Here is a 20430-nt window from a genome sequence, read left to right as displayed (position 1 = left end):
TCACGCAAGTCTACGCAACGGAAATGAAAATGGGATGATGTCGATATGAAGGGACGCGTCCTTGTCGTCGATGACGACACCGCACTGGCCGAGATGCTCGGCATCGTGCTGCGAGGTGAAGGGTTCGAGCCGTCGTTCGTAGCGGACGGAGACAAGGCCCTCGCCGCTTTCCGTGAGGCCAAGCCGGATCTGGTGCTGCTGGATCTGATGCTGCCCGGCCGCGACGGTATCGAGGTGTGCCGGCTCATCAGGGCCGAGTCCGGTGTGCCGATCGTCATGCTGACGGCCAAGAGCGACACGGTCGACGTGGTGGTGGGGCTCGAGTCGGGCGCCGACGACTACATCGTCAAGCCGTTCAAGCCCAAGGAGCTTGTCGCCAGGATCAGGGCGCGGCTGCGCAGGTCCGAGGAGCCGGCCCCGGAGCAGTTGGCCATCGGCGATCTGGTCATCGACGTGGCGGGTCACTCGGTGAAGCGTGAGGGGCAGTCCATCGCGCTGACGCCGCTGGAGTTCGACCTGCTCGTCGCGCTGGCCCGTAAGCCGTGGCAGGTCTTCACCCGTGAGGTGCTCCTGGAGCAGGTGTGGGGTTACCGTCACGCGGCCGACACCCGCCTGGTCAATGTGCATGTGCAGCGGCTCCGTTCCAAGGTCGAGAAGGACCCGGAGCGCCCGGAGATCGTCGTGACCGTACGCGGTGTCGGCTACAAGGCCGGACCGAGCTGAGATGTCCAGCGGCAGTGCTGCCCCGAAGCCCGGGGAGCCGGGAGCCCGTGCGGGGCGGACTGCCGAGCGGGGCCGCCGGGCCTCACGCCTGGGCAGGCTTCTGCGCCGTGGCCGGCTGCTCCAGGACGGGGCGGCGGGCAGTCCGGCGCTGCGGCTCGTCGTGCGCTGGCTCAGGCGTCCGGTGCTGCCCGCCGTACGGCTGTGGCGGCGGAACATCCAGCTCAGGGTGGTCACCACCACTCTGCTGATGTCCCTCGGCGTTGTGCTGCTGCTGGGCTTCGTCGTGATCGGGCAGGTCCGCAACGGGCTGCTCGACGCCAAGGAGAAAGCGGCCCAGAGCCAGGCGGCCGGTGGTTTCACCGTCGCCAAGGAGAAGGCCGACGCACCGGTCGAGCCGGGCGGCCAGGACGGCGGCGCTGGGGACGGCAGGTCGAGCCGTAACTCCGTCAACTGGCGTTCAGACCTGGTCGTACAGCTGGCCAGTGGCGGACAGAGCGCGTTCAACGTGGTGGCGCTGAGCGCGGACGCGCACGGCGCGGGATCCAGCAGCCGCTTCCCGCGCGCCTCCGGCGGCGTGGACCACATCGCGAGCGTTCCGGCGGATCTGCGGTCGGATGTCGCCAAGGGCACGGGGACATTCCAGACCTACACCCTGATCCAGTACACGGACGGCCGAGAGCCTGAGTCCGGGTTGGTGATCGGCAAGCGGCTGACGGATGTCGACGGCAATTCCTACGAGCTGTACTACCTGTTCCCGCTGACCCAGGAAGAGCAGTCGCTCAATCTGGTCAAGGGCACCCTCGCGACGGCGGGGCTGTTCGTCGTCGTGCTGCTCGGGGCCATCGCCTGGCTCGTCGTACGGCAGGTCGTGACGCCCGTACGGATGGCGGCGGGGATCGCCGAACGGCTCTCCACGGGCCGTCTCCAGGAACGTATGAAGGTCACCGGCGAGGACGACATCGCCCGTCTCGGCGAGGCCTTCAACAAGATGGCCCAGAATCTTCAGCTCAAGATCCAGCAGCTGGAGGAGCTCTCCAGGATGCAGCGCCGCTTCGTGTCGGACGTCTCGCACGAGCTGCGCACCCCGCTGACCACGGTCCGGATGGCCGCAGACGTCATTCACGAGGCCCGGGTCGACTTCGACCCCGTCACCGCGCGCTCGGCGGAACTGCTCGGTGACCAGCTCGACCGTTTCGAGTCCCTGCTCTCGGATCTGCTGGAGATCAGCCGGTTCGACGCGGGCGCCGCCGCGCTGGAGGCCGAGCCCATAGACCTGCGGGTGGTCGTACGCCGCGTGATCGGCGGGGCCGAACCGCTCGCCGAGCGCAAGGGCACCCGGATCCGAGTCATCGGCGACGAGCAGCCGGTCGTCGCCGAGGCCGATGCCCGTCGGGTGGAGCGGGTGCTGCGCAATCTCGTCGTCAACGCCGTCGAGCACGGTGAGGGGCGGGACGTGGTGGTGCGGATGGCGGTGGCGGGCGGAGCCGTCGCCGTGGCCGTACGGGACTACGGGGTGGGCCTCAAGCCCGGCGAGGCGACGCGGGTCTTCAACCGGTTCTGGCGGGCGGATCCGGCGCGGGCGCGTACCACCGGCGGTACCGGCCTCGGCCTGTCGATCGCCGTCGAGGACGCGCGCCTGCACGGCGGCTGGCTCCAGGCATGGGGCGAGCCGGGCGGCGGGTCGCAGTTCCGGCTGACGCTGCCGCGCACCGCCGACGAGCCGCTGCGCGGCTCGCCCATACCGCTGGAGCCGGAGGACTCGCGGCGCGGCCGGGAGCGTTCCGCCTTCGATTCCAAGGAGAGCGCGCACCGGCCGGCGGGCGTGCCCTCCCAGGCGCCGACCGCGTCGTCGCTTCCGGTGCCGCCCCGGGCGCCGGTGCCACCCCCCGCCGGGGTGGCCGACCCGACGGCGCTGCCGGGCAATGGCTCCCGGGTCGTGCCGCGTGCCGCCGGGGAGCCCGTGGAGCGGGATCCCGACGCCTCCGCGGCCACCTCCTCGCCCTCGGCGCCGAGGACCACATCGTCATCTGCCTCCGCGCCCGCGTCCGCGGCGCAGGCACCTCAGCGGGAGGACACAACTCGTGGGCGTTGACCGCCTTCGTCAGAGCCGGTGGCGCACGGTGCGGCTGCCCCTCGTGTTCGGCTGTGGTGCCCTGCTGCTGGCCGGCTGCGCGTCGATCCCGAACAGCGGGGACGTCGAGCCCGTCAAGGCATCGCCGCGCGGTGACTCCCAGGTGCGGGTGTATCCCGTCGCTCCCGCCGAGGGCGCGGATCCGAACGAGATCGTCGACGGCTTCCTGGAGGCGATGACGAGCGACGACCCCGACTTCGCGGTGGCCAGGAAGTATCTGACCAAGCAGGCGTCGCAGAGCTGGCAGCCGGCGAACCGTACGACGGTGCTGGCGGCGGCCCCCGACCCTGCCGACCCCCAGGGCCCCTCCGGTCCTGACGGCCCCGGGCTCACCTATCCGCTGTACGGCGACCAGATCGCAGCCGTCGACGCCGGGCACGCCTACCAGCCGGTGGCCCCGGAGCCGTACAGCGGCTCCATCCATCTCGTCCAGGAGAACGTGCTGGACGGCAAGGAATGGCGCATCGACGACCTTCCCCAGGGGCTGGTCCTCGGCGAGTCCGACTTCCAGCGCAACTACCGTGCGGTGAACAAGTACTACTTCGCCTCGGGGCAGGGCTGGCTCGTCGCCGACCCCGTCTACATCCGGCAGCGGATAGACCCCGTGACGCGGATGGACCCGGTCACCCAGGCCGTCAAAGTGCTCCTCGAAGGACCCACGGACTGGATGCGGCCCGTGGTCGACTCGCCCTTCCCGGCCGGTACGGAGCTCAGACGCGGCACCCGGACACTCGAATTCGACGACCGGAACGCCCTCAAGGTCCCGCTCAACTCGAAGGTCGACAACGTCGGGCGCGAGCAGTGCCGCAAGATGGCGGCGCAACTGCTCTTCACCCTCCGGGACTTGACGTCCACCCGGGGCGAACAGGTCGAGCTGCTGCGGCAGGACGGCTCCTCGCTGTGCGTGCTGAGCGGTGACCAGGCCGAGGAGTTCGCCGCCGACCGCACGTCGGGCAGCGCGGACAGTCCGTACTTCATCGACGCGAAGGGCCGCCTCGCGCAACTGTCGGCGAGCAGCAAGGAGCCGATCGATCCGCCGCGTGTGCGGGGGCCGTTCGGCGACGGAACAATGCCGTTGGGCCAGGTCGCGGTGGCGCGGGACGAGAAGCACGCGGCGGGCGTCTCGCAGGACGGCAAGTCCATGTACGTCGGGTCCATCATCTCGGCGGGCGAGGTCGGCGACGCCCTGGTCGTCAGCAAGGCCGAGAAGAAGGAGGACCGGCTGTCGGCGCCCAGTTGGGACGGCAACGGCGATCTGTGGATAGCGGACCGGGACCCGCGGCAGCCCCGGCTGCTGCGTCTCGCCGACGGCGCGGACGCGCCCCGCGAGGTCAAGGTCGACGGTCTGGGCGGCGCGCGTATCGAGGCGCTGCGGGTCTCCGCCGACGGCGTACGGGTTGCGCTGCTCCTCTCCGAGGACGGGCGGACGACCCTCCAGATCGGCCGGGTGGAGCGTCGCGGGCCCGCCACGCAGCAGACGGTGTCGGTGACAGAGCTGAAGGCCGTGGCACCTCGTATGGAGACGGTGACCGCTGTGTCCTGGGCCGGCCCCAGCAGGCTGGTCGTGGTCGGCAAGGAGGCCGGAGGGGTGCAGCAGGTGAGCTACATCCAGACGGACGGTTCGACGTCGGCAGCGGGTGTGCTGCCCGGTCTGAATCAGGTCACGGGCATCGCCGCCACCGACGACGAACAGCAGCCGCTGGTCGCGGACTCGGACGACGCGGGCATCGTGCGGCTGCCGACCGGCGCGAACTGGCAGACGATGGTGAAAGAGGGCTCGTCACCGGTCTATCCGGGCTAGGTCGTGTCTGACAAATAGCGCCGTCCGCCCGCAGGGCGGGGCGTGCGGCGTCCGGTGCGTGCGTCCGCAAGGCGGAGGATCGCTCTCGTACTGGGCGTACGTGGGCGACTCCGACAACGCGGCGGGCGTGCGTGCAGGGCGTCGCACGCCAGGCGGGATTTGTTAGACGCGGCCTAGGGCCTGTCCGGTGGAAGACCCACCGGACAGGGCCTGGTCACCTCCCTGGCCGACGGGTCGGGTGCGGCTCCTGGGGGACTTTGTGGCCGGATCCCGAACCGGGTTATCCACAGGGGTGGCCGCAGGTCCGAGACCTTGGCACAGTGGATGACATGCGGGGGTGGTGGCGAGAAATCACCGGGCTGGTGCTTCCGGTCGCCTGCGGCGGCTGCGGGAGTCCCAGGACGCCGCTGTGCGACGCGTGCGGAAGAGCGCTGTACGGGATGTGGCCCTGCCGGGTGAGGCCGGTTCCCGAGCCCATGGGGCTGCCGGTGGTGCATGCGGCCGCGCCGTACGAGGACGCCGTTCGGGCCGTGCTGCTGGCCCACAAGGAGCGTGGCACGCTCGGGCTGGCCGCGCCCCTGGGCAGGGCGCTGGCCGGGGCGATCGAGGCGGCCGTACCGCCGGGCACCGGTGTCGGCCCGCTGATGCTGGTGCCGGTTCCCTCGACGAAACGCGCCGTGGGTGCTCGGGGACACGACGCGGCCCGCCGTATCGCGCTGGCGGCGGCCGGGGAACTGCGGAGTACGGGTCGCTCGGCCCGGGTGCTCCCGGTGCTGCGGCAGCGGCGAGCGGTGGCCGACCAGTCGGGCCTGGGAGCCCGTCAGAGGCTCGCCAATCTGTCCGGGGCTCTGGAGGTCCCGGTCGGTGGTGCGGGGCTCCTGGAGGGCGGCCGAGTGGTGCTGGTGGACGATCTCATGACAACCGGTGCCTCGCTTGTGGAGGCTTCGCGTGCGGTCCACGCCGCGACGAGACCGGGGAACTCGGCATTCGCACAGGTGAGCGCCGCTGTGGTGGCCGCGCCTCCGCTCTCTTTCGAAATAAACCGGAACTGATCGCGAGTTTGCTTCGTTGCAGGTGGTGAGGGTCGTAAAACACCGGAACGGACGTACGCGCGGGTAGCGGGTGCCGATACCCGTCCAAGAGGGCTATGTTCGGTTGTGAGGAAAGCGAAAGCTGTACTCACTGATATGCAGCGGCGTGTTGGAGCGTTTTCCAGAACCTCGGAGACAGGGGGAATGGAGATCTTGCCCATGGGGGAGGAGGAGGTGAAAGTCGCCAAGTCCGAGGCCTCGATGATCATCGAGGTCGGGTGCAAGAGGGAGTAGTTCCGCAACGCGGCGGAGCGAATCCGGGAACGGAGTTCTGCGTGGACATCGTCGTCAAGGGCCGCAAGACAGAGGTACCCGAGCGGTTCCGCAAGCACGTGGCCGAGAAGCTGAAGCTGGAGAAGATCCAGAAGCTCGACGGCAAGGTGATCAGCCTCGACGTCGAGGTGTCCAAGGAGCACAACCCGCGTCAGGCGGACCGTTGCGACCGGGTGGAGATCACCCTCCACTCCCGCGGCCCCGTCATCAGGGCGGAAGCCTCCGCCGCCGACCCGTACGCAGCGCTCGACCTGGCCACCGGCAAGCTGGAGGCACGGCTGCGCAGGCAGCACGAGAAGCGCTTCAACCGCCGTGGCAACGGCAGGCTTTCGGCAGCCGAGGTTGTCGACGTCGTTCCTGGGGTCGCCCAGTTGAACGGCTCGGGTCCCGCCCCCGTGAACGAGTCGTCGAACGGCGTACGCACCACCAGGATCGGCTCGCTCGAGGTACAGGGCGAAGGACCGCTGGTGGTCCGCGAGAAGACACACACCGCGGCCCTGATGACCCTCGACCAGGCTCTCTACGAGATGGAGTTGGTCGGACATGACTTCTATCTGTTCGTGGATTCCGAGACCAAGGAGCCGAGTGTCGTCTACCGGCGGCACGCCTACGACTACGGCGTCATCCACCTGAGGACCGACCAGTTGGCCGAGTCCGGGGCGGCGGGCGCGGGCGGCGCGCTCGGCGGCTGAGAGAAACGACACCCCTCGGTGGTGCCCCCGCGGTCCTGATCCGGCCGCGGGGGCACCATCGCGCGACTACTGGATCACCGCTCTGTCGGCCGGGCATGAAATCATGGCCACGCACGCCAACGTCCTGTCCCTGACCCGGGGTTGGTGTAGCTCGCATGTACTTCGGCCCATGGCCTTCAGGGGGAGGAACGATGGCGGACAGCTTCGGGCCGGTGCACCACGCTCACGGTGCCGGCGGTACGACCGGCGGTGCCGGACCGGGCAGCGGCGCGGACCCGGACGACCCCGGCAAGGAGCCCATCAGGGTCCTTGTCGTGGACGACCACGCGCTCTTCCGCCGGGGGCTGGAGATCGTCCTCGCCCAGGAGGAGGACATCCAGGTCGTGGGGGAGGCCGGCGACGGCGCCGAGGCCGTCGACAAGGCCGCCGACCTGCTCCCCGACATTGTGCTGATGGACGTCAGGATGCCCAGGCGCGGCGGCATCGAGGCATGCACCTCCATCAAGGAGGTGGCCCCCAGTGCCAAGATCATCATGCTGACGATCAGCGACGAGGAGGCCGACCTCTACGACGCGATCAAGGCGGGCGCCACCGGCTATCTCCTGAAGGAGATCTCGACGGACGAGGTGGCCACCGCGATTCGCGCTGTCGCCGACGGGCAGTCACAGATCAGCCCCTCCATGGCTTCCAAGCTGCTGACCGAGTTCAAGTCGATGATTCAGCGCACCGACGAACGAAGGCTCGTACCCGCGCCGAGGCTCACCGAACGCGAGCTCGAAGTCCTCAAGCTGGTCGCCACGGGAATGAACAACCGGGATATCGCCAAGGAGTTGTTCATCTCCGAGAACACCGTGAAGAACCATGTCCGCAACATCCTGGAGAAGTTGCAGCTGCACTCCCGGATGGAGGCCGTGGTCTACGCGATGCGCGAGAAGATCCTCGAAATCAGATGACGGCCCGCGTCAGCGCCGCCGCGAGGTCGGGGCGGTCGACGCGCTCGATCCGTACGGAGTCGCAGCCCACCCACTCCGCGGCCTCCCGCAGCGCTCGCCCCATGGGCTCGACAGCGGCGGGAGTGTCCAGCGACACCTGCCGGGCGACGAGCGTGCTGCCCTCACGCGCCGGGTCGACACGGCCGAGCAGCTTCCCGCCCGACAGCAGGGGCATCGCGAAGTACCCGTGAATCCGCTTGGGCTTGGGGACGTAGGCCTCCAGGCGGTGGGTGAAGCCGAAGATCCGCTCCGTACGGGCCCGCTCCCAGATGAGCGAGTCGAACGGTGAGAGCAGAGTCGTACGGTGCCGCCCGCGCGGCACGCTCGCCAGCGCGTCCGGGTCGGCCCAGGCGGGCTTCGCCCAGCCCTCCACCGTCACCGGCACCAGCCCCGAGTCCGCGATCACCGCGTCGACCTGCTCACCCTTGATGCGGTGGTAGTCCCCGATGTCCGAGCGGGTGCCCACCCCGAGCGACTTGCCCGCGAGCCGTACGAGCCGGCGAAGGCACTCGGTGTCGTCCAGATCGTCGTGCAGCACCTCGTCCGGGATGGCGCGCTCCGCGAGGTCGTAGACCCGCTTCCAGCTGCGCCGCCCGGTGCACACCACCTCGCCGTGCATCAGCGCCCGCTCGACAGCGACCTTCGCCTCGGACCAGTCCCACCACTCCCCGCCGTTCTTCGCGCCGCCCAGCTGCGTCGCCGTGAGCGGGCCCTCGGCACGCAACTGCTTGATCACCGCGTCGTACGCCCCGTCCGACAGCTCGTGGTGCCAGTGGGGGCGGGCGCGGTAGGCACGGCGCCGGAAAGCGAAATGCGGCCATTCCTCGATCGGGAGGATGCAGGCGGCATGCGACCAGTACTCGAAGGCGTGCGGCCGGGGCGGGGCGCCGGCGGTCGCCGCCTCCGTCCAGTACGACTCCTCGACCTCTCTGCGGCCCACGGCACCCAGTCGTGCGTACGGAATCAGCTCGTGCGAGCGCGCCAGCACCGAGATCGTGTCCAGCTGGACGGCCCCGAGATGGCGCAGCACACCGCGCACGCCGCCGCGACGGTCGGGCGCGCCGAGGAACCCCTGGGCGCGCAGTGCCAGACGGCGGGCTTCGGCGGCGGACAGCTCGGCGGCGGGGGACGGCACAGTGGTCATGCCCCGAACGATAGACGGCGGCACTGACAGTCGAGCGGGGCCCGGAGCGGGGCCCTCAGGGCCGGGCGGGCAGATACGGATGCCTGGACGGCAGGCCGAGATCGGAGGGCAGCATCGCGCCTATCCAGACGTCACGCGTCGTCTCCTTCATGAGGAGAGCGGCGCGCAGGGTGCCCTCCAGCGCGAAACCGGCTTTGAGGGCGACGGCCCGCGACCCCTCGTTGCCGGCTTCCGCCCGCCACTCGACGCGTTCGGCGCCCAGCTCCGTGAAGATCCAGCGGACCAGGGCGCGCAGCGCCTCCGTCGTGTAGCCCCGGCCGCGGTGCTCCTTGACCGTCCAGTAGCCGACCTCCCACACACCGGTCTGGCTGTGGGCGTTGATCGAGGCCAGGAGCGGGCCGCCGCCGACCCTCTCGACCGCGAAGACGTAGTTGGTCCCGGCCCGCCACATGTCCGGGACCACCCGCTCGATGAAGTGCTCGGCGTGCTGTCTTTCGTACGGAGAGGGGATCGTCGTCCACCGCTGGATGTCGGGATCCTGGCAGGCCGCGTACACCGCGTCGATGTCGTCCGGGACCAGGGGCCGCAGCCGCAGCCGCTCGGTGATCAAGGAGGTGGTCGAGGCGTCGGGCCGGGCGGAATCGGGGGCGAGTGGCTCCATAGGGGGATTCTGGTGAGCGGGGTTCCCCGGCGCGAGCGCTTTTCAACGGCTCACCGGCACCTTCGGAGCCTCCCGCGCGTTCTCAGGACGGGTGACAGGAGGCCGGCGTCACGTGGACCTCCCGAGGCGGCCGGGTCCTCGCTTACGATGGCCGTTGCGGTGGGGTCGGCCCGCCGCGCCCGCGCCAGTGTCCATCACCAGACCCAGTGCCAGGCCCGACCGGCAAGGAGACCAACCTCAGTGTCCGTCTTCAACAAGCTCATGCGTGCAGGCGAAGGCAAGATCCTGCGCAAACTGCACCGCATCGCGGACCAGGTCAACTCCATCGAGGAGGACTTCACCGCCCTCTCCGACGCCGAGTTGCAGGCCCTCACCGACGAGTACAAACAGCGCTACGCCGACGGCGAGAGTCTTGACGACCTGCTCCCCGAGGCCTTCGCGACCGTCCGTGAGGCGGCAAAGCGGGTGCTCGGCCAGCGTCCGTACGACGTCCAGCTGATGGGCGGCGCCGCGCTGCACCTCGGCCATGTCGCCGAGATGAAGACCGGAGAGGGCAAGACTCTCGTCGGCACGCTGCCCTGTTATCTGAACGCGCTGTCCGGCAAGGGCGTTCACGTGATCACGGTCAACGACTATCTGGCCGAGCGCGACTCCGAGATGATGGGCCGGGTCCACAAGTTCCTGGGCCTGAGCGTCGGCTGCATCCTCGCGAACATGTCGCCCGCGCAGCGGCGCGAGCAGTACAACTGCGACATCACGTACGGCACGAACAACGAGTTCGGCTTCGACTACCTCCGCGACAACATGGCGTGGTCCCAGGAGGAGCTCGTCCAGCGCGGTCACAACTTCGCCGTCGTGGACGAGGTCGACTCGATCCTGGTCGACGAGGCCCGTACGCCGCTGATCATCTCCGGCCCCGCGGACCAGGCCACGAAGTGGTACGGCGACTTCGCGAAGCTGGTGACGCGGCTCACCAAGGGCGAGGCGGGCAACCAGCTCAAGGGCATCGAGGAGACCGGCGACTACGAGGTCGACGAGAAGAAGCGCACCGTCGCGATCCACGAGTCCGGCGTCGCGAAGGTCGAGGACTGGCTGGGCATCGACAACCTCTACGAGTCGGTGAACACCCCGCTCGTCGGTTATCTGAACAACGCCATCAAGGCCAAGGAGCTCTTCAAGAACGACAAGGACTATGTCGTCATCGACGGCGAAGTCATGATCGTCGACGAGCACACCGGCCGTATTCTCGCCGGCCGCCGCTACAACGAGGGCATGCACCAGGCGATCGAGGCGAAGGAAGGGGTGGACATCAAGGACGAGAACCAGACGCTCGCGACGATCACCCTGCAGAACTTCTTCCGCCTCTACGACAAGCTTTCGGGCATGACCGGTACGGCCATGACCGAGGCCGCCGAGTTCCAGCAGATCTACAAGCTGGGTGTCGTGCCGATCCCGACGAACCGGCCGATGATCCGGGTCAACCAGCCCGACCTGATCTACCGCACCGAGGTCGCGAAGTTCGCGGCGGTCGTCGACGACATCGCCGAGAAGCACGAGAAGGGCCAGCCGATCCTGGTCGGCACGACCTCCGTGGAGAAGTCCGAGTACCTGTCGCAGCAGCTCTCGAAGCGGGGCGTGCAGCACGAGGTGCTGAACGCCAAGCAGCACGACCGTGAGGCGCCGATCATCGCCCAGGCCGGGCGCAAAGGCGCGGTCACCGTCGCCACGAACATGGCCGGCCGTGGTACCGACATCAAGCTCGGTGGCAACCCCGACGACCTCGCCGAGGCGGAGCTGCGCCAGCGCGGGCTCGACCCGGTGGAGCACGTCGAGGAGTGGGCGGCAGCGCTGCCCGCCGCGATGGAGAAGGCCGAGCAGGCGGTGAAGGCGGAGTTCGAGGAGGTCGTCGAGCTCGGCGGGCTGTACGTCCTCGGTACGGAGCGTCACGAGTCGCGCCGGATCGACAACCAGCTGCGCGGTCGTTCCGGCCGTCAGGGCGACCCGGGCGAGTCCCGCTTCTACCTGTCGCTGGGCGACGACCTGATGCGGCTGTTCAAGGCGCAGATGGTCGAGCGTGTCATGTCGATGGCGAACGTCCCCGACGACGTCCCGATCGAGAACAAGATGGTCACCCGTGCCATCGCCTCGGCGCAGTCGCAGGTGGAGCAGCAGAACTTCGAGACGCGTAAGAACGTCCTGAAGTACGACGAGGTGCTCAACCGGCAGCGCCAGGTCATCTACGGCGAGCGCCGCCGGGTCCTGGAGGGCGAGGACCTCCAGGAGCAGATCCGGCACTTCATGGACGACACCATCGACGACTACATCCGCCAGGAGACGGCGGAGGGCTTCGCCGAGGAGTGGGACCTGGACCGGCTGTGGGGCGCCTTCAAGCAGCTCTACCCGGTGAAGGTCACCGTCGAGGACCTGGAGGACGCGACGGGGGACCGCGCGGGGATCACGGCGGAGTTCATCGCCGAGTCCATCAAGGACGACGCGCACGAGCAGTACGACGAGCGCGAGAAGTCGCTGGGCCCGGACGTGATGCGGGAGCTGGAGCGGCGCGTGGTGCTGTCCGTGCTGGACCGCAAGTGGCGTGAGCACCTCTACGAGATGGACTATCTCCAGGAGGGCATCGGGCTGCGCGCGATGGCGCAGAAGGACCCGCTGGTCGAGTACCAGCGCGAGGGCTTCGACATGTTCACCGCCATGATGGAGGGCATCAAGGAGGAGTCCGTCGGCTACCTGTTCAACCTGGAGGTTCAGGTCGAGCAGCAGGTCGAGGAGGTTCCGGTGCAGGACGCGGCGGCGACCGCGGCTGCGGCTGAGCGGACGTCGCTGGCGAAGGCGGAGGCGCCGGCCGGTGGGCGGGGCGGTGGGCGTCCGGAGATCCGGGCGAAGGGCCTGGAGGCTCCGCAGCGCCGCGACCGGCTGCACTTCTCCGCGCCGACGGTGGACGGTGAGGGCGGTGTCGTCGAGGGCGACTTCGAGAGCAACGGCGGCTCGGACCGCACGGAGGCGGGCGCGGGCGCGGGGACGACTCGCGCGGAGCGGCGGAAGGCGCAGAAGGGTGGGGGGCGGCGCCGCAAGAAGTAAGCGGAGCCCCTTTTCGCGCGGTACGGATGTGGCGGCCGGGCCTGGACATGATGTCCGGGCCCGGCCGCGGTTTCTTGTGCCACGGGGAGGGGTGCTGCCCGGTACGGGCCGTACGAGGGTCCTGTGGCCCTGGTGAGCGGTGTGGGCCGGGTCCGTCCGGCGGCCGGTTCGTCCTCAAGCGCCGGACGGGCTGAGATAGTCCGCCCGGCCTGTTGGGTGCCCTCAAGCGCCGGGCGGGCTGGGGTTGGCGGCGGACGGGTGGGAATGGGTTCGGCCGGTGGTCGGTGTGTCCTCAAGCGCCGGGCGGGCTGAAGTGGGTCGGGCCGACCTGTTGGGTGTCCTCAAGCGCCGGGCGGGCTGAGATAGTCCGCCCGGCGCGGTTGGAGTGGTCCCTTACCCCCGGGGGCGGCGGGCCGCTACCTCTACCGCTGCGCAGCGCCAGCGGAGGTCCGGGCCCTGTTCGAGGCGGAATGCCATCGCGCGGACGTGGTCGCCCGCCGCGATGCTCGCCCAGGCCTCGACCACTCCCGGGCGGGGGTGGAAGCCCCGGCAGGTGCGGATCACCGGGGTCGTGTTGCGGGCGCGGAGGGGCGTTGTCGGGGCCAGTCGGACGAGTTGGTCGTACGCCTCGCCGACCGTCTGGCCCAGCATCGAGTGGACCGGTCGCAGGCCGCTGAGGACCGCGAGCAGCAGTTCCGCGAAGCGTTCGTGCGGCTGGAGCCAGGGTTGGCGGCGCTGGGAGACCACGCGGCCCGGCCTGCGTGGGTCGCGCCTGGCCGGTGGCCGGGTGGTGGCGCCGGCGACCGCCCGTGCCGCCGCCCTGTCGTACGTCCTGCTGGTCCCGGTGTCGCTCACGCAGATCGCCCCGTTCCGCCGGCCCGGTCCGCGAACGCGTTACCGGGCGGTAACTTGTGTTGGGGATCTTCTACGGGCGATCCGCGGCCGTCGCAAGGGCCGGATACCGGGGCGGACCGCGTGTCGGATGTCACCTGTCCGAGTGGCCGGGCAAGCCGCAGCAGGGCTGGAGGCATCACTCTGCGTATTCGCGCGGATCTGAATTGACTCCGCAGTGTCACCCCGACGAGGGACCGCCCGGATGTCCCGCACGTATCCTTGAACCGCTCTTCCGACTACGAAAGCGGTCATCGCATGCGCGTCTACGTCCCCCTGACCCTTCCCGGTCTCGCCGAGGCGCACAAGGCGGGCGAGTTGGGTCCCGGGCCGCTGACGGCCTACGCGGTGACGCCCGGACTGCGCGAGTGGTATCTCTCCGACGACATCGAGGAGTTGGAGTACGCGGCCCTCAACCGCGCCGCCGCCGCCTCTCTCCGGCTGCTCGCCGGTGACCCCTCCGCCGCCCGGCGCCGGGTCGTGGTCGCCGTCGACGTACCGGACAAGGACGCCGCGGCCGACCCCGACCGCGGGGTGGACTCCGCCGGGCTCGGTGAGGTGCGGATCGCCTCGGCCGTCTCCCTGGCCAAGGCCGCCGCCGTGCACGTCGACGCGGACGACGCCGAGGCCGACGTGTCCGCGGCCGCCGCGGCGCTGGGCGCGGCCGACCACGGCGACGACGACGCGCAGTTCACGGTGGACGGCGCCGAGGACCACGAACTGCTCTGGTTCGGGGTGCAGGAGATCCCGGGCATCGTCGCGTAGGTTTCCGAGGCGCGTTGTCAGACCCGGCCGGTAACGTTTCCGGCATGGGGAAGCACGACACACATCTGGTCTGGGACTGGAACGGCACACTGCTCGACGACTTCAGCGCGGTCATCGAGGCGACCAACGCCGCCTTCGAGGAGATCGGCCTGGAGCCGATCACCGCGGAGCGGTACAGGGATCTGTACTGCATGCCGATCCCGGTCTTCTACGAGCGTCTGATGGGCCGTCTCCCCACGGACGCCGAGTGGCTCGTCATGGACGAGACCTTCCACCGGCACTATGTGGAGCGCCGCGTCGGGTGTCTGCTGACCGACGGCGTGGAGGAACTGCTGACGCAGTGGACGCTGGCCGGCCGCAGCCAGTCCATCCTCAGCATGTACGAGCACGACCAACTGGTGCCCGTGGTGCGGGACTACGGGATTCACCAGCACTTCGTCCGGGTCGACGGACGGACAGGACCCTCCGGCGGCACGAAAGCCGTGCACATGGAGCGCCATCTGGCCGCGCTCGCCCGGGAGGGCCGGATAGCCCCCGAGCGTACGGTGGTGATCGGTGACGCCGTCGACGACGCCCTGGCCGCCGCCCATGTGGGGGCCGGCGCCGTGCTCTACACCGGCGGATCGCACAGCCGAAAGAGCCTGGAGGCGGTGGGTGTTCCCGTCGTCGACAGTCTCGCCGATGCCGTCGACCTGGCGCAGAGCATCGCGCGCTGACCGCGCACTCCTCCGCGTCGCCACCTGACCGCGCACCGCCACCTGTCACTGGCCGGAACGGCAAATTTCCTGCCCTTCTTTTGTACAGATGCGGTTCATGACGGGCCCGGGGCGCGGCGGGATAGCCTGGGGTCGTGATCAGTGCGATACGCCGTGGGAGCAGTGAAGCTCCCGGCCCGCGCCCGGAGTGCCACAGCGCCCCGGGCCTCGCTGATCCCCACAATCCGGCGTGGCCGTCAATTTTGGCCAATAACGTCCCGGACATCTCTCATCGCGGCATAGCGTCAACTCCGACCGGACACCCCGCGTCGTGGCGTCGTGTCGCTTCTTTCATCGACGTCACGCAACGGCGCGCGACAGGAGCCAGAGGACATGCAGACCAAGCTGGACGAAGCCAAGGCCGAGCTGCTCGCACGGGCGGCACGGGTCGCTGACGGTACGGGCGACGAGCGGCATCCGGACAACGAGGCGCTGCTCGCCTTCCTCCACAGGTACTACCTGCACACCGCCCCGGACGACCTCGCCGACCGCGATCCGGTCGACATCTACGGCGCGGCGCTCTCCCACTACCGACTGGCCGAGAACCGCCCGCAGGGCACGGCCAACGTGCGGGTCCACACGCCGACCGTCGAGGAGAACGGCTGGACGTGCACCCACACGGTCGTCGAGGTGGTCACCGACGACATGCCGTTCCTGGTCGACTCGGTCACCAACGAACTCTCCCGGCAGAACCGTGGCATCCACGCCGTCATCCACCCGCAGATCCTGGTGCGCCGCGATGTCGCCGGCAAGCTGATCGAGGTCCTTCCCGAAGGCCGGGCCGAGGGCGCCGAGCTGACGCACGACACCCTGATCGAGTCCTGGATCCACGTCGAGATCGACCGCGAGACCGACCGCTCCGATCTCAAGCAGATCACCTCCGACCTGCTGCGCGTCCTCTCCGACGCCCGCGAGGCCGTCGAGGACTGGGAGAAGATGCGCAAGTCCGCGCTGCGCATCGCCGACGAGCTGCCGGGCGAGCCGACCGCGGACGACCTGCGCGACCAGGAGGTCGAAGAGGCGCGCGAACTGCTGCGCTGGCTCGCCGACAACCACTTCACCTTCCTCGGCTACCGCGAGTACGAACTGACCGGCGACGACGCGCTGACCGCCGTGCCAGGCACCGGCCTCGGCATCCTGCGCTCCGACCCGCGGCACACCGACGACGAGGCGCACCCGGTGAGCCCGTCGTTCAACCGGCTCCCGGCCGACGCGCGTGCCAAGGCCCGCGAGCACAAGCTGCTCGTCCTTACGAAGGCCAACAGCCGCTCCACCGTGCACCGTCCGAGCTATCTCGACTACGTCGGCGTGAAGAAGTTCGACGACAAGGGCAACGTCGTCGGCGAGCGCCGCTTCCTGGGCCTCTTCTCCTCGGCGGCGTACACCGAGTCCGTACGCCGTGTGCCCGTCGTACGGCGCAAGGTCGCCGAGGTCCTGGAGAGCGCCGGCTTCTCGCCGAACAGCCACGACGGCCGCGACCTGATGCAGATCCTGGAGACGTACCCGCGCGACGAGCTGTTCCAGACACCCGTCGAGCAGCTGCGCTCCATCGTCACCAGCGTTCTGTACCTCCAGGAGCGGCGCCGGCTGCGCCTCTACCTCCGCCAGGACGAGTACGGGCGGTACTACTCCGCCCTCATCTACCTGCCGCGCGACCGCTACACCACCGGCGTGCGGCTGCGCCTGATCGACATCCTCAAGGAGGAGCTCGGCGGCACCAGCGTCGACTTCACCGCCTGGAACACCGAATCGATCCTGTCCCGGCTCCACTTCGTCGTACGCGTCCCGCAGGGCACCGAGCTGGCCGGGCTCACCGATCGGGACGTCGACCGCATCGAGGCGCGGCTCGTCGAGGCCGCCCGCTCCTGGGCCGACGGCTTCGGTGAGGCCCTCAACGCCGAGTTGGGGGAGGAGCGCGCCGCCGAGCTGCTGCGCCGCTACGGCAACGCCTTCCCCGAGGGCTACAAGGCCGACCACTCACCGCGCGCCGCCGTCGCCGACCTCGTACGGGTCGAGGAGCTGAGCCGCGAGGAGAAGGACTTCGCCCTCTCCCTCTACGAGCCGGTCGGCGCCGGCCCCGGCGAGCGCCGTTTCAAGATCTACCGCACGGGCGAGCAGGTCTCCCTCTCCGCCGTCCTGCCGGTCCTCCAGCAGCTCGGTGTGGAGGTCGTGGACGAGCGGCCGTACGAACTGCGCTGCTCTGACCGCGCGCTGGCCTGGATCTACGACTTCGGGCTGCGCATGCCGCACGGCGAGAGCGGCCACGCCAAGGACGACCACCTCGCCGAGGACGCCCGCGAGCGCTTCCAGGACGCCTTCGCGGCCGTCTGGACGGGCGAGGCGGAGAACGACGGCTTCAACTCCCTCGTCCTGCGCGCCGGACTCAACTGGCGCGAGGCGATGGTGCTCCGCGCCTACGCGAAGTATCTGCGCCAGGCGGGCGCGACCTTCAGCCAGGACTACATGGAGGACACCCTCCGTAACAACGTTCACACCACGCGGCTGCTGGTCTCCCTCTTCGAGGCCCGGATGGCGCCCAACCGCCAGCGAGCCGGCACGGAGCTCATCGAAGGGCTCCTCGAAGAGCTGACCGGCGCACTCGACCAGGTCGCCAGCCTGGACGAGGACCGCATCCTGCGCTCGTTCCTCACCGTCATCAAGGCCACGCTGCGGACGAACTTCTTCCAGAGCGCCAGCAAGGGGCACGACGGGACGGGCCGCAAGGGCGCGGGCGAGAAGCATCACAGCTACGTGTCGATGAAGTTCGACCCGCAGGCCATCCCCGATCTGCCCGCGCCCCGCCCGGCGTACGAGATCTGGGTCTACTCGCCACGCGTCGAGGGCGTGCACCTGCGCTTCGGCAAGGTCGCCCGCGGCGGTCTGCGCTGGTCCGACCGGCGTGAGGACTTCCGTACGGAGATCCTCGGCCTGGTCAAGGCGCAGATGGTCAAGAACACCGTGATCGTGCCCGTCGGCGCCAAGGGCGGCTTCGTCGCCAAGCACCTCCCCGACCCGTCCGTGGACCGCGACGCCTGGCTGGCCGAAGGCATCGCCTCCTACAGGACGTTCATCTCCGCCCTCCTCGACATCACCGACAACATGGTCGGCGGCGAGGTCGTGCCGCCCACCGACGTGGTGCGGCACGACGAGGACGACACCTATCTGGTCGTCGCCGCCGACAAGGGCACCGCGAGCTTCTCCGACATCGCGAACGAGGTCGCCATCGCCTACGACTTCTGGCTCGGCGACGCCTTCGCCTCCGGCGGTTCAGCCGGCTACGACCACAAGGGCATGGGCATCACGGCGCGCGGCGCCTGGGAGTCCGTCGAGCGGCACTTCCGGGAGCTGGGCCACAACACCCAGACCGAGGACTTCACCGTCGCGGGCGTCGGCGACATGTCCGGGGACGTCTTCGGCAACGGCATGCTGCTCTCCGAGCACATTCGGCTGGTCGCCGCCTTCGACCACCGGCACATCTTCCTCGACCCGACGCCGGACGCGGCCACCTCGTTCGCCGAGCGCCGCCGTCTCTTCGAGCTGCCGCGCAGCTCCTGGGCCGACTACGACAAGTCGCTGCTGTCGCAGGGCGGCGGGATCCACCCCCGTACGGCGAAGTCGATTCCCGTCAACGCGCATGTGCGTGAGGCGCTCGGGATCGAGGCGGGCGTGACCAAGCTGACCCCGGCCGATCTGATGCGGGCGATCCTCAGGGCCCCGGTCGACCTGTTGTGGAACGGCGGCATCGGTACGTACATCAAGTCGTCCGCCGAGTCGAACGCGGACGTGGGCGACAAGGCCAACGACGCCATCCGCATCAACGGCGAGGACGTGCGGGCCAAGGTTGTCGGCGAGGGCGGAAACCTGGGCGCGACGCAGCTCGGCCGGATCGAGTTCGCCCGGCGGGGCGCGGGCGGCCAGGGCGGCAGGATCAACACCGACGCGATCGACAACAGTGCCGGTGTGGACACCTCCGACCACGAGGTGAACATCAAGATCCTGCTCAACAGCCTGGTCAAGGAAGGCGACATGACCGTCAAGCAGCGCAACAAGCTGCTGGCGGCCATGACCGACGAGATCGGCAAGCTGGTCCTGCGCAACAACTACGCGCAGAACGTGGCGCTCGCCAACGCCGTCCAGCAGGCCCCGTCCCTGCTCCACGCCCACCAGCGGTTCATGCGCAGACTGGAGCGGGACGGCAGCCTGGACAGGCAGCTCGAATTCCTGCCGGCCGACCGCCAGATCCGCGAACTGCTCAACGGAGGCAAGGGGCTCTCCCAGCCCGAACTCGCCGTCCTGCTCGCGTACACCAAGATCACCGTCGCCGACGAGCTGATCTCCACGAAGCTCCCCGACGACCCGTACCTGCGCAAGCTGCTGTACGCGTACTTCCCCGCGCAGCTCCGCGAGAAGTTCTCCGAGCACGTCGACGCGCACGCGCTGCGCCGCGAGATCATCACGACGGTGCTGGTCAACGACACGGTGAACGCGGGAGGTTCGACCTTCCTGCACCGGCTGCGCGAGGAGACCGGGGCGTCGATCGAGGAGATCGTACGGGCGCAGACAGCCGCGCGGGAGATCTTCGGTCTGGGCCCGGTCTGGGACGCGGTCGAGGCGCTGGACAACACCGTCGGCGCCGACGTCCAGACCCGGATCCGGCTCCACTCACGGCGGCTGGTCGAGCGCGGCACCCGCTGGCTGCTCGGCAACCGGCCGCAGCCGGTCGAGATCGCGGAGACGGTCGAGTTCTTCGCCGAAGGCGTGGAGCAGGTGTGGCAGCAGCTGCCGCGACTGCTGCGCGGCGCCGACCTGGAGTGGTATCAGAACATCGTGGAGGAGCTCTCCTCGGTGGGCGTGCCCGAGGAGTTGGCGCTGCGGGTCGCCGGATTCTCCGCGGCGTTCCCGGCGCTCGACATCGTGCAGATCGCCGACCGCACGGGCAAGGACCCGCTGGCCGTCGCCGACGTGTACTACGACCTCGGCGACCGGCTGCGGATCACGCAGCTGATGGACCGGATCATCGAGCTGCCGAGGGCCGACCGCTGGCAGTCCATGGCCCGCGCGTCGATCCGCGAGGACCTGTACGCGGCGCACGCGGCCCTCGCGTCGGACGTGCTGTCCGTCGGTAACGGGACGTCGACCCCGGAGGAGCGCTTCAAGGCGTGGGAGCAGAAGAACGCGGCGATTCTCACGCGTTCACGCGGCACGCTGGAGGAGATCCAGAGCTCGGACTCCTTCGACCTGGCGAATCTGTCGGTCGCGATGCGGACGATGCGGACGCTGCTGCGCACGCACGGGTAACGGCATATGAGCGGGAGGGGGGGGCCCGCGGTGGGGGCGGGGCCCCCCGCCCCGGGGTGGGGGGGCCGAGCGGGGGGGGGGGGGGGTGGCGGGGGGGGGGGGCCCCCGGGGGGGCGCGAA

The 20430-nt window shown here is 69.6% G+C and carries 13 protein-coding genes; 10 read left to right on the top strand and 3 right to left on the bottom strand.

From position 1 onward, the window contains the following. Nucleotides 1-45: 45 nt before the first annotated feature. From mtrA to ACFWV8_RS35170, 6 genes are all read left to right on the top strand, one after another. Nucleotides 46-723 carry a two-component system response regulator MtrA gene (gene mtrA, locus ACFWV8_RS35195; RefSeq protein WP_005486885.1) on the top strand — a complete coding sequence of 226 codons (678 nt, stop codon included), beginning with the start codon at nt 46-48 and terminating at the stop codon, nt 721-723. A gap of 1 nt (nt 724) precedes the next feature. Next, a complete protein-coding gene (mtrB, locus tag ACFWV8_RS35190) occupies nt 725-2815 on the top strand; it encodes an MtrAB system histidine kinase MtrB (RefSeq protein WP_384213956.1) in 2091 nt (696 codons plus the stop codon). Next, nucleotides 2805-4655, top strand: coding sequence for an LpqB family beta-propeller domain-containing protein (locus ACFWV8_RS35185; protein ID WP_384213952.1), 1851 nt, complete (start codon nt 2805-2807; stop codon nt 4653-4655). Before mtrB ends, ACFWV8_RS35185 begins: the two co-directional genes overlap by 11 nt. Nucleotides 4656-4984: 329 nt before the next feature. Further along, a complete protein-coding gene (locus ACFWV8_RS35180) occupies nt 4985-5707 on the top strand; it encodes a ComF family protein (RefSeq protein WP_384213980.1) in 723 nt (240 codons plus the stop codon). Nucleotides 5708-6021: 314 nt separating this feature from the next. Further along, nucleotides 6022-6711 carry a ribosome hibernation-promoting factor, HPF/YfiA family gene (gene hpf, locus ACFWV8_RS35175; RefSeq protein ID WP_384213950.1) on the top strand — a complete coding sequence of 230 codons (690 nt, stop codon included), beginning with the start codon at nt 6022-6024 and terminating at the stop codon, nt 6709-6711. Nucleotides 6712-6902: 191 nt separating this feature from the next. Continuing rightward, nucleotides 6903-7664, top strand: coding sequence for a response regulator transcription factor (locus tag ACFWV8_RS35170; RefSeq protein ID WP_189111218.1), 762 nt, complete (start codon nt 6903-6905; stop codon nt 7662-7664). Here the strand turns inward: ACFWV8_RS35170 and ACFWV8_RS35165 are convergent. Together ACFWV8_RS35165 and ACFWV8_RS35160 are read right to left on the bottom strand one after the other, a co-directional pair. Next, nucleotides 7657-8847, bottom strand: a complete 1191-nt coding sequence (locus tag ACFWV8_RS35165) for a winged helix-turn-helix domain-containing protein (RefSeq protein ID WP_384213947.1) — start codon at nt 8845-8847, stop codon at nt 7657-7659. The two genes, ACFWV8_RS35170 and ACFWV8_RS35165, sit on opposite strands and share 8 nt — an antisense overlap. 55 nt (nt 8848-8902) lie before the next feature. Continuing rightward, a complete protein-coding gene (locus ACFWV8_RS35160; RefSeq protein ID WP_384213945.1) occupies nt 8903-9508 on the bottom strand; it encodes a GNAT family N-acetyltransferase in 606 nt (201 codons plus the stop codon). A 240-nt stretch (nt 9509-9748) separates the two neighbouring features. Here ACFWV8_RS35160 and secA point away from each other — a divergent pair, with 240 nt between their 5' ends. Next, nucleotides 9749-12601: a preprotein translocase subunit SecA gene (secA, locus tag ACFWV8_RS35155; protein ID WP_384213943.1), complete on the top strand. Its 2853-nt coding sequence runs from the start codon at nt 9749-9751 to the stop codon at nt 12599-12601. Nucleotides 12602-12994: 393 nt separating this feature from the next. On the opposite strand, the gene ACFWV8_RS35150 is transcribed toward secA, so the two are convergent. Beyond that, nucleotides 12995-13348: an Rv3235 family protein gene (locus ACFWV8_RS35150; protein WP_384213979.1), complete on the bottom strand. Its 354-nt coding sequence runs from the start codon at nt 13346-13348 to the stop codon at nt 12995-12997. A gap of 402 nt (nt 13349-13750) precedes the next feature. Between ACFWV8_RS35150 and ACFWV8_RS35145 the strand changes: the two genes are divergently transcribed. The 3 genes from ACFWV8_RS35145 to ACFWV8_RS35135 all read left to right on the top strand — a co-directional run bounded on the left by ACFWV8_RS35145 (nt 13751) and on the right by ACFWV8_RS35135 (nt 20310). Continuing rightward, nucleotides 13751-14257 carry a DUF6912 family protein gene (locus ACFWV8_RS35145; protein ID WP_329387028.1) on the top strand — a complete coding sequence of 169 codons (507 nt, stop codon included), beginning with the start codon at nt 13751-13753 and terminating at the stop codon, nt 14255-14257. A 44-nt stretch (nt 14258-14301) separates the two neighbouring features. Then, the gene (locus ACFWV8_RS35140) at nt 14302-14973 is read left to right on the top strand and encodes an HAD family hydrolase (RefSeq protein WP_384213940.1); all 672 of its coding nucleotides are present in this window, start codon (nt 14302-14304) and stop codon (nt 14971-14973) included. Nucleotides 14974-15345: 372 nt separating this feature from the next. Further along, nucleotides 15346-20310 carry an NAD-glutamate dehydrogenase gene (locus ACFWV8_RS35135; RefSeq protein WP_384213935.1) on the top strand — a complete coding sequence of 1655 codons (4965 nt, stop codon included), beginning with the start codon at nt 15346-15348 and terminating at the stop codon, nt 20308-20310. The last annotated feature ends 120 nt before the right edge of the window (nt 20311-20430 follow it).

It is taken from the genome of Streptomyces sp. NPDC058665 (assembly GCF_042714995.1).
Taxonomy (GTDB): Bacteria; Actinomycetota; Actinomycetes; order Streptomycetales; family Streptomycetaceae; genus Streptomyces.
Note: the sequence above shows the minus strand (reverse complement) of the source record. Positions and strands in the feature narration are given on the sequence as shown.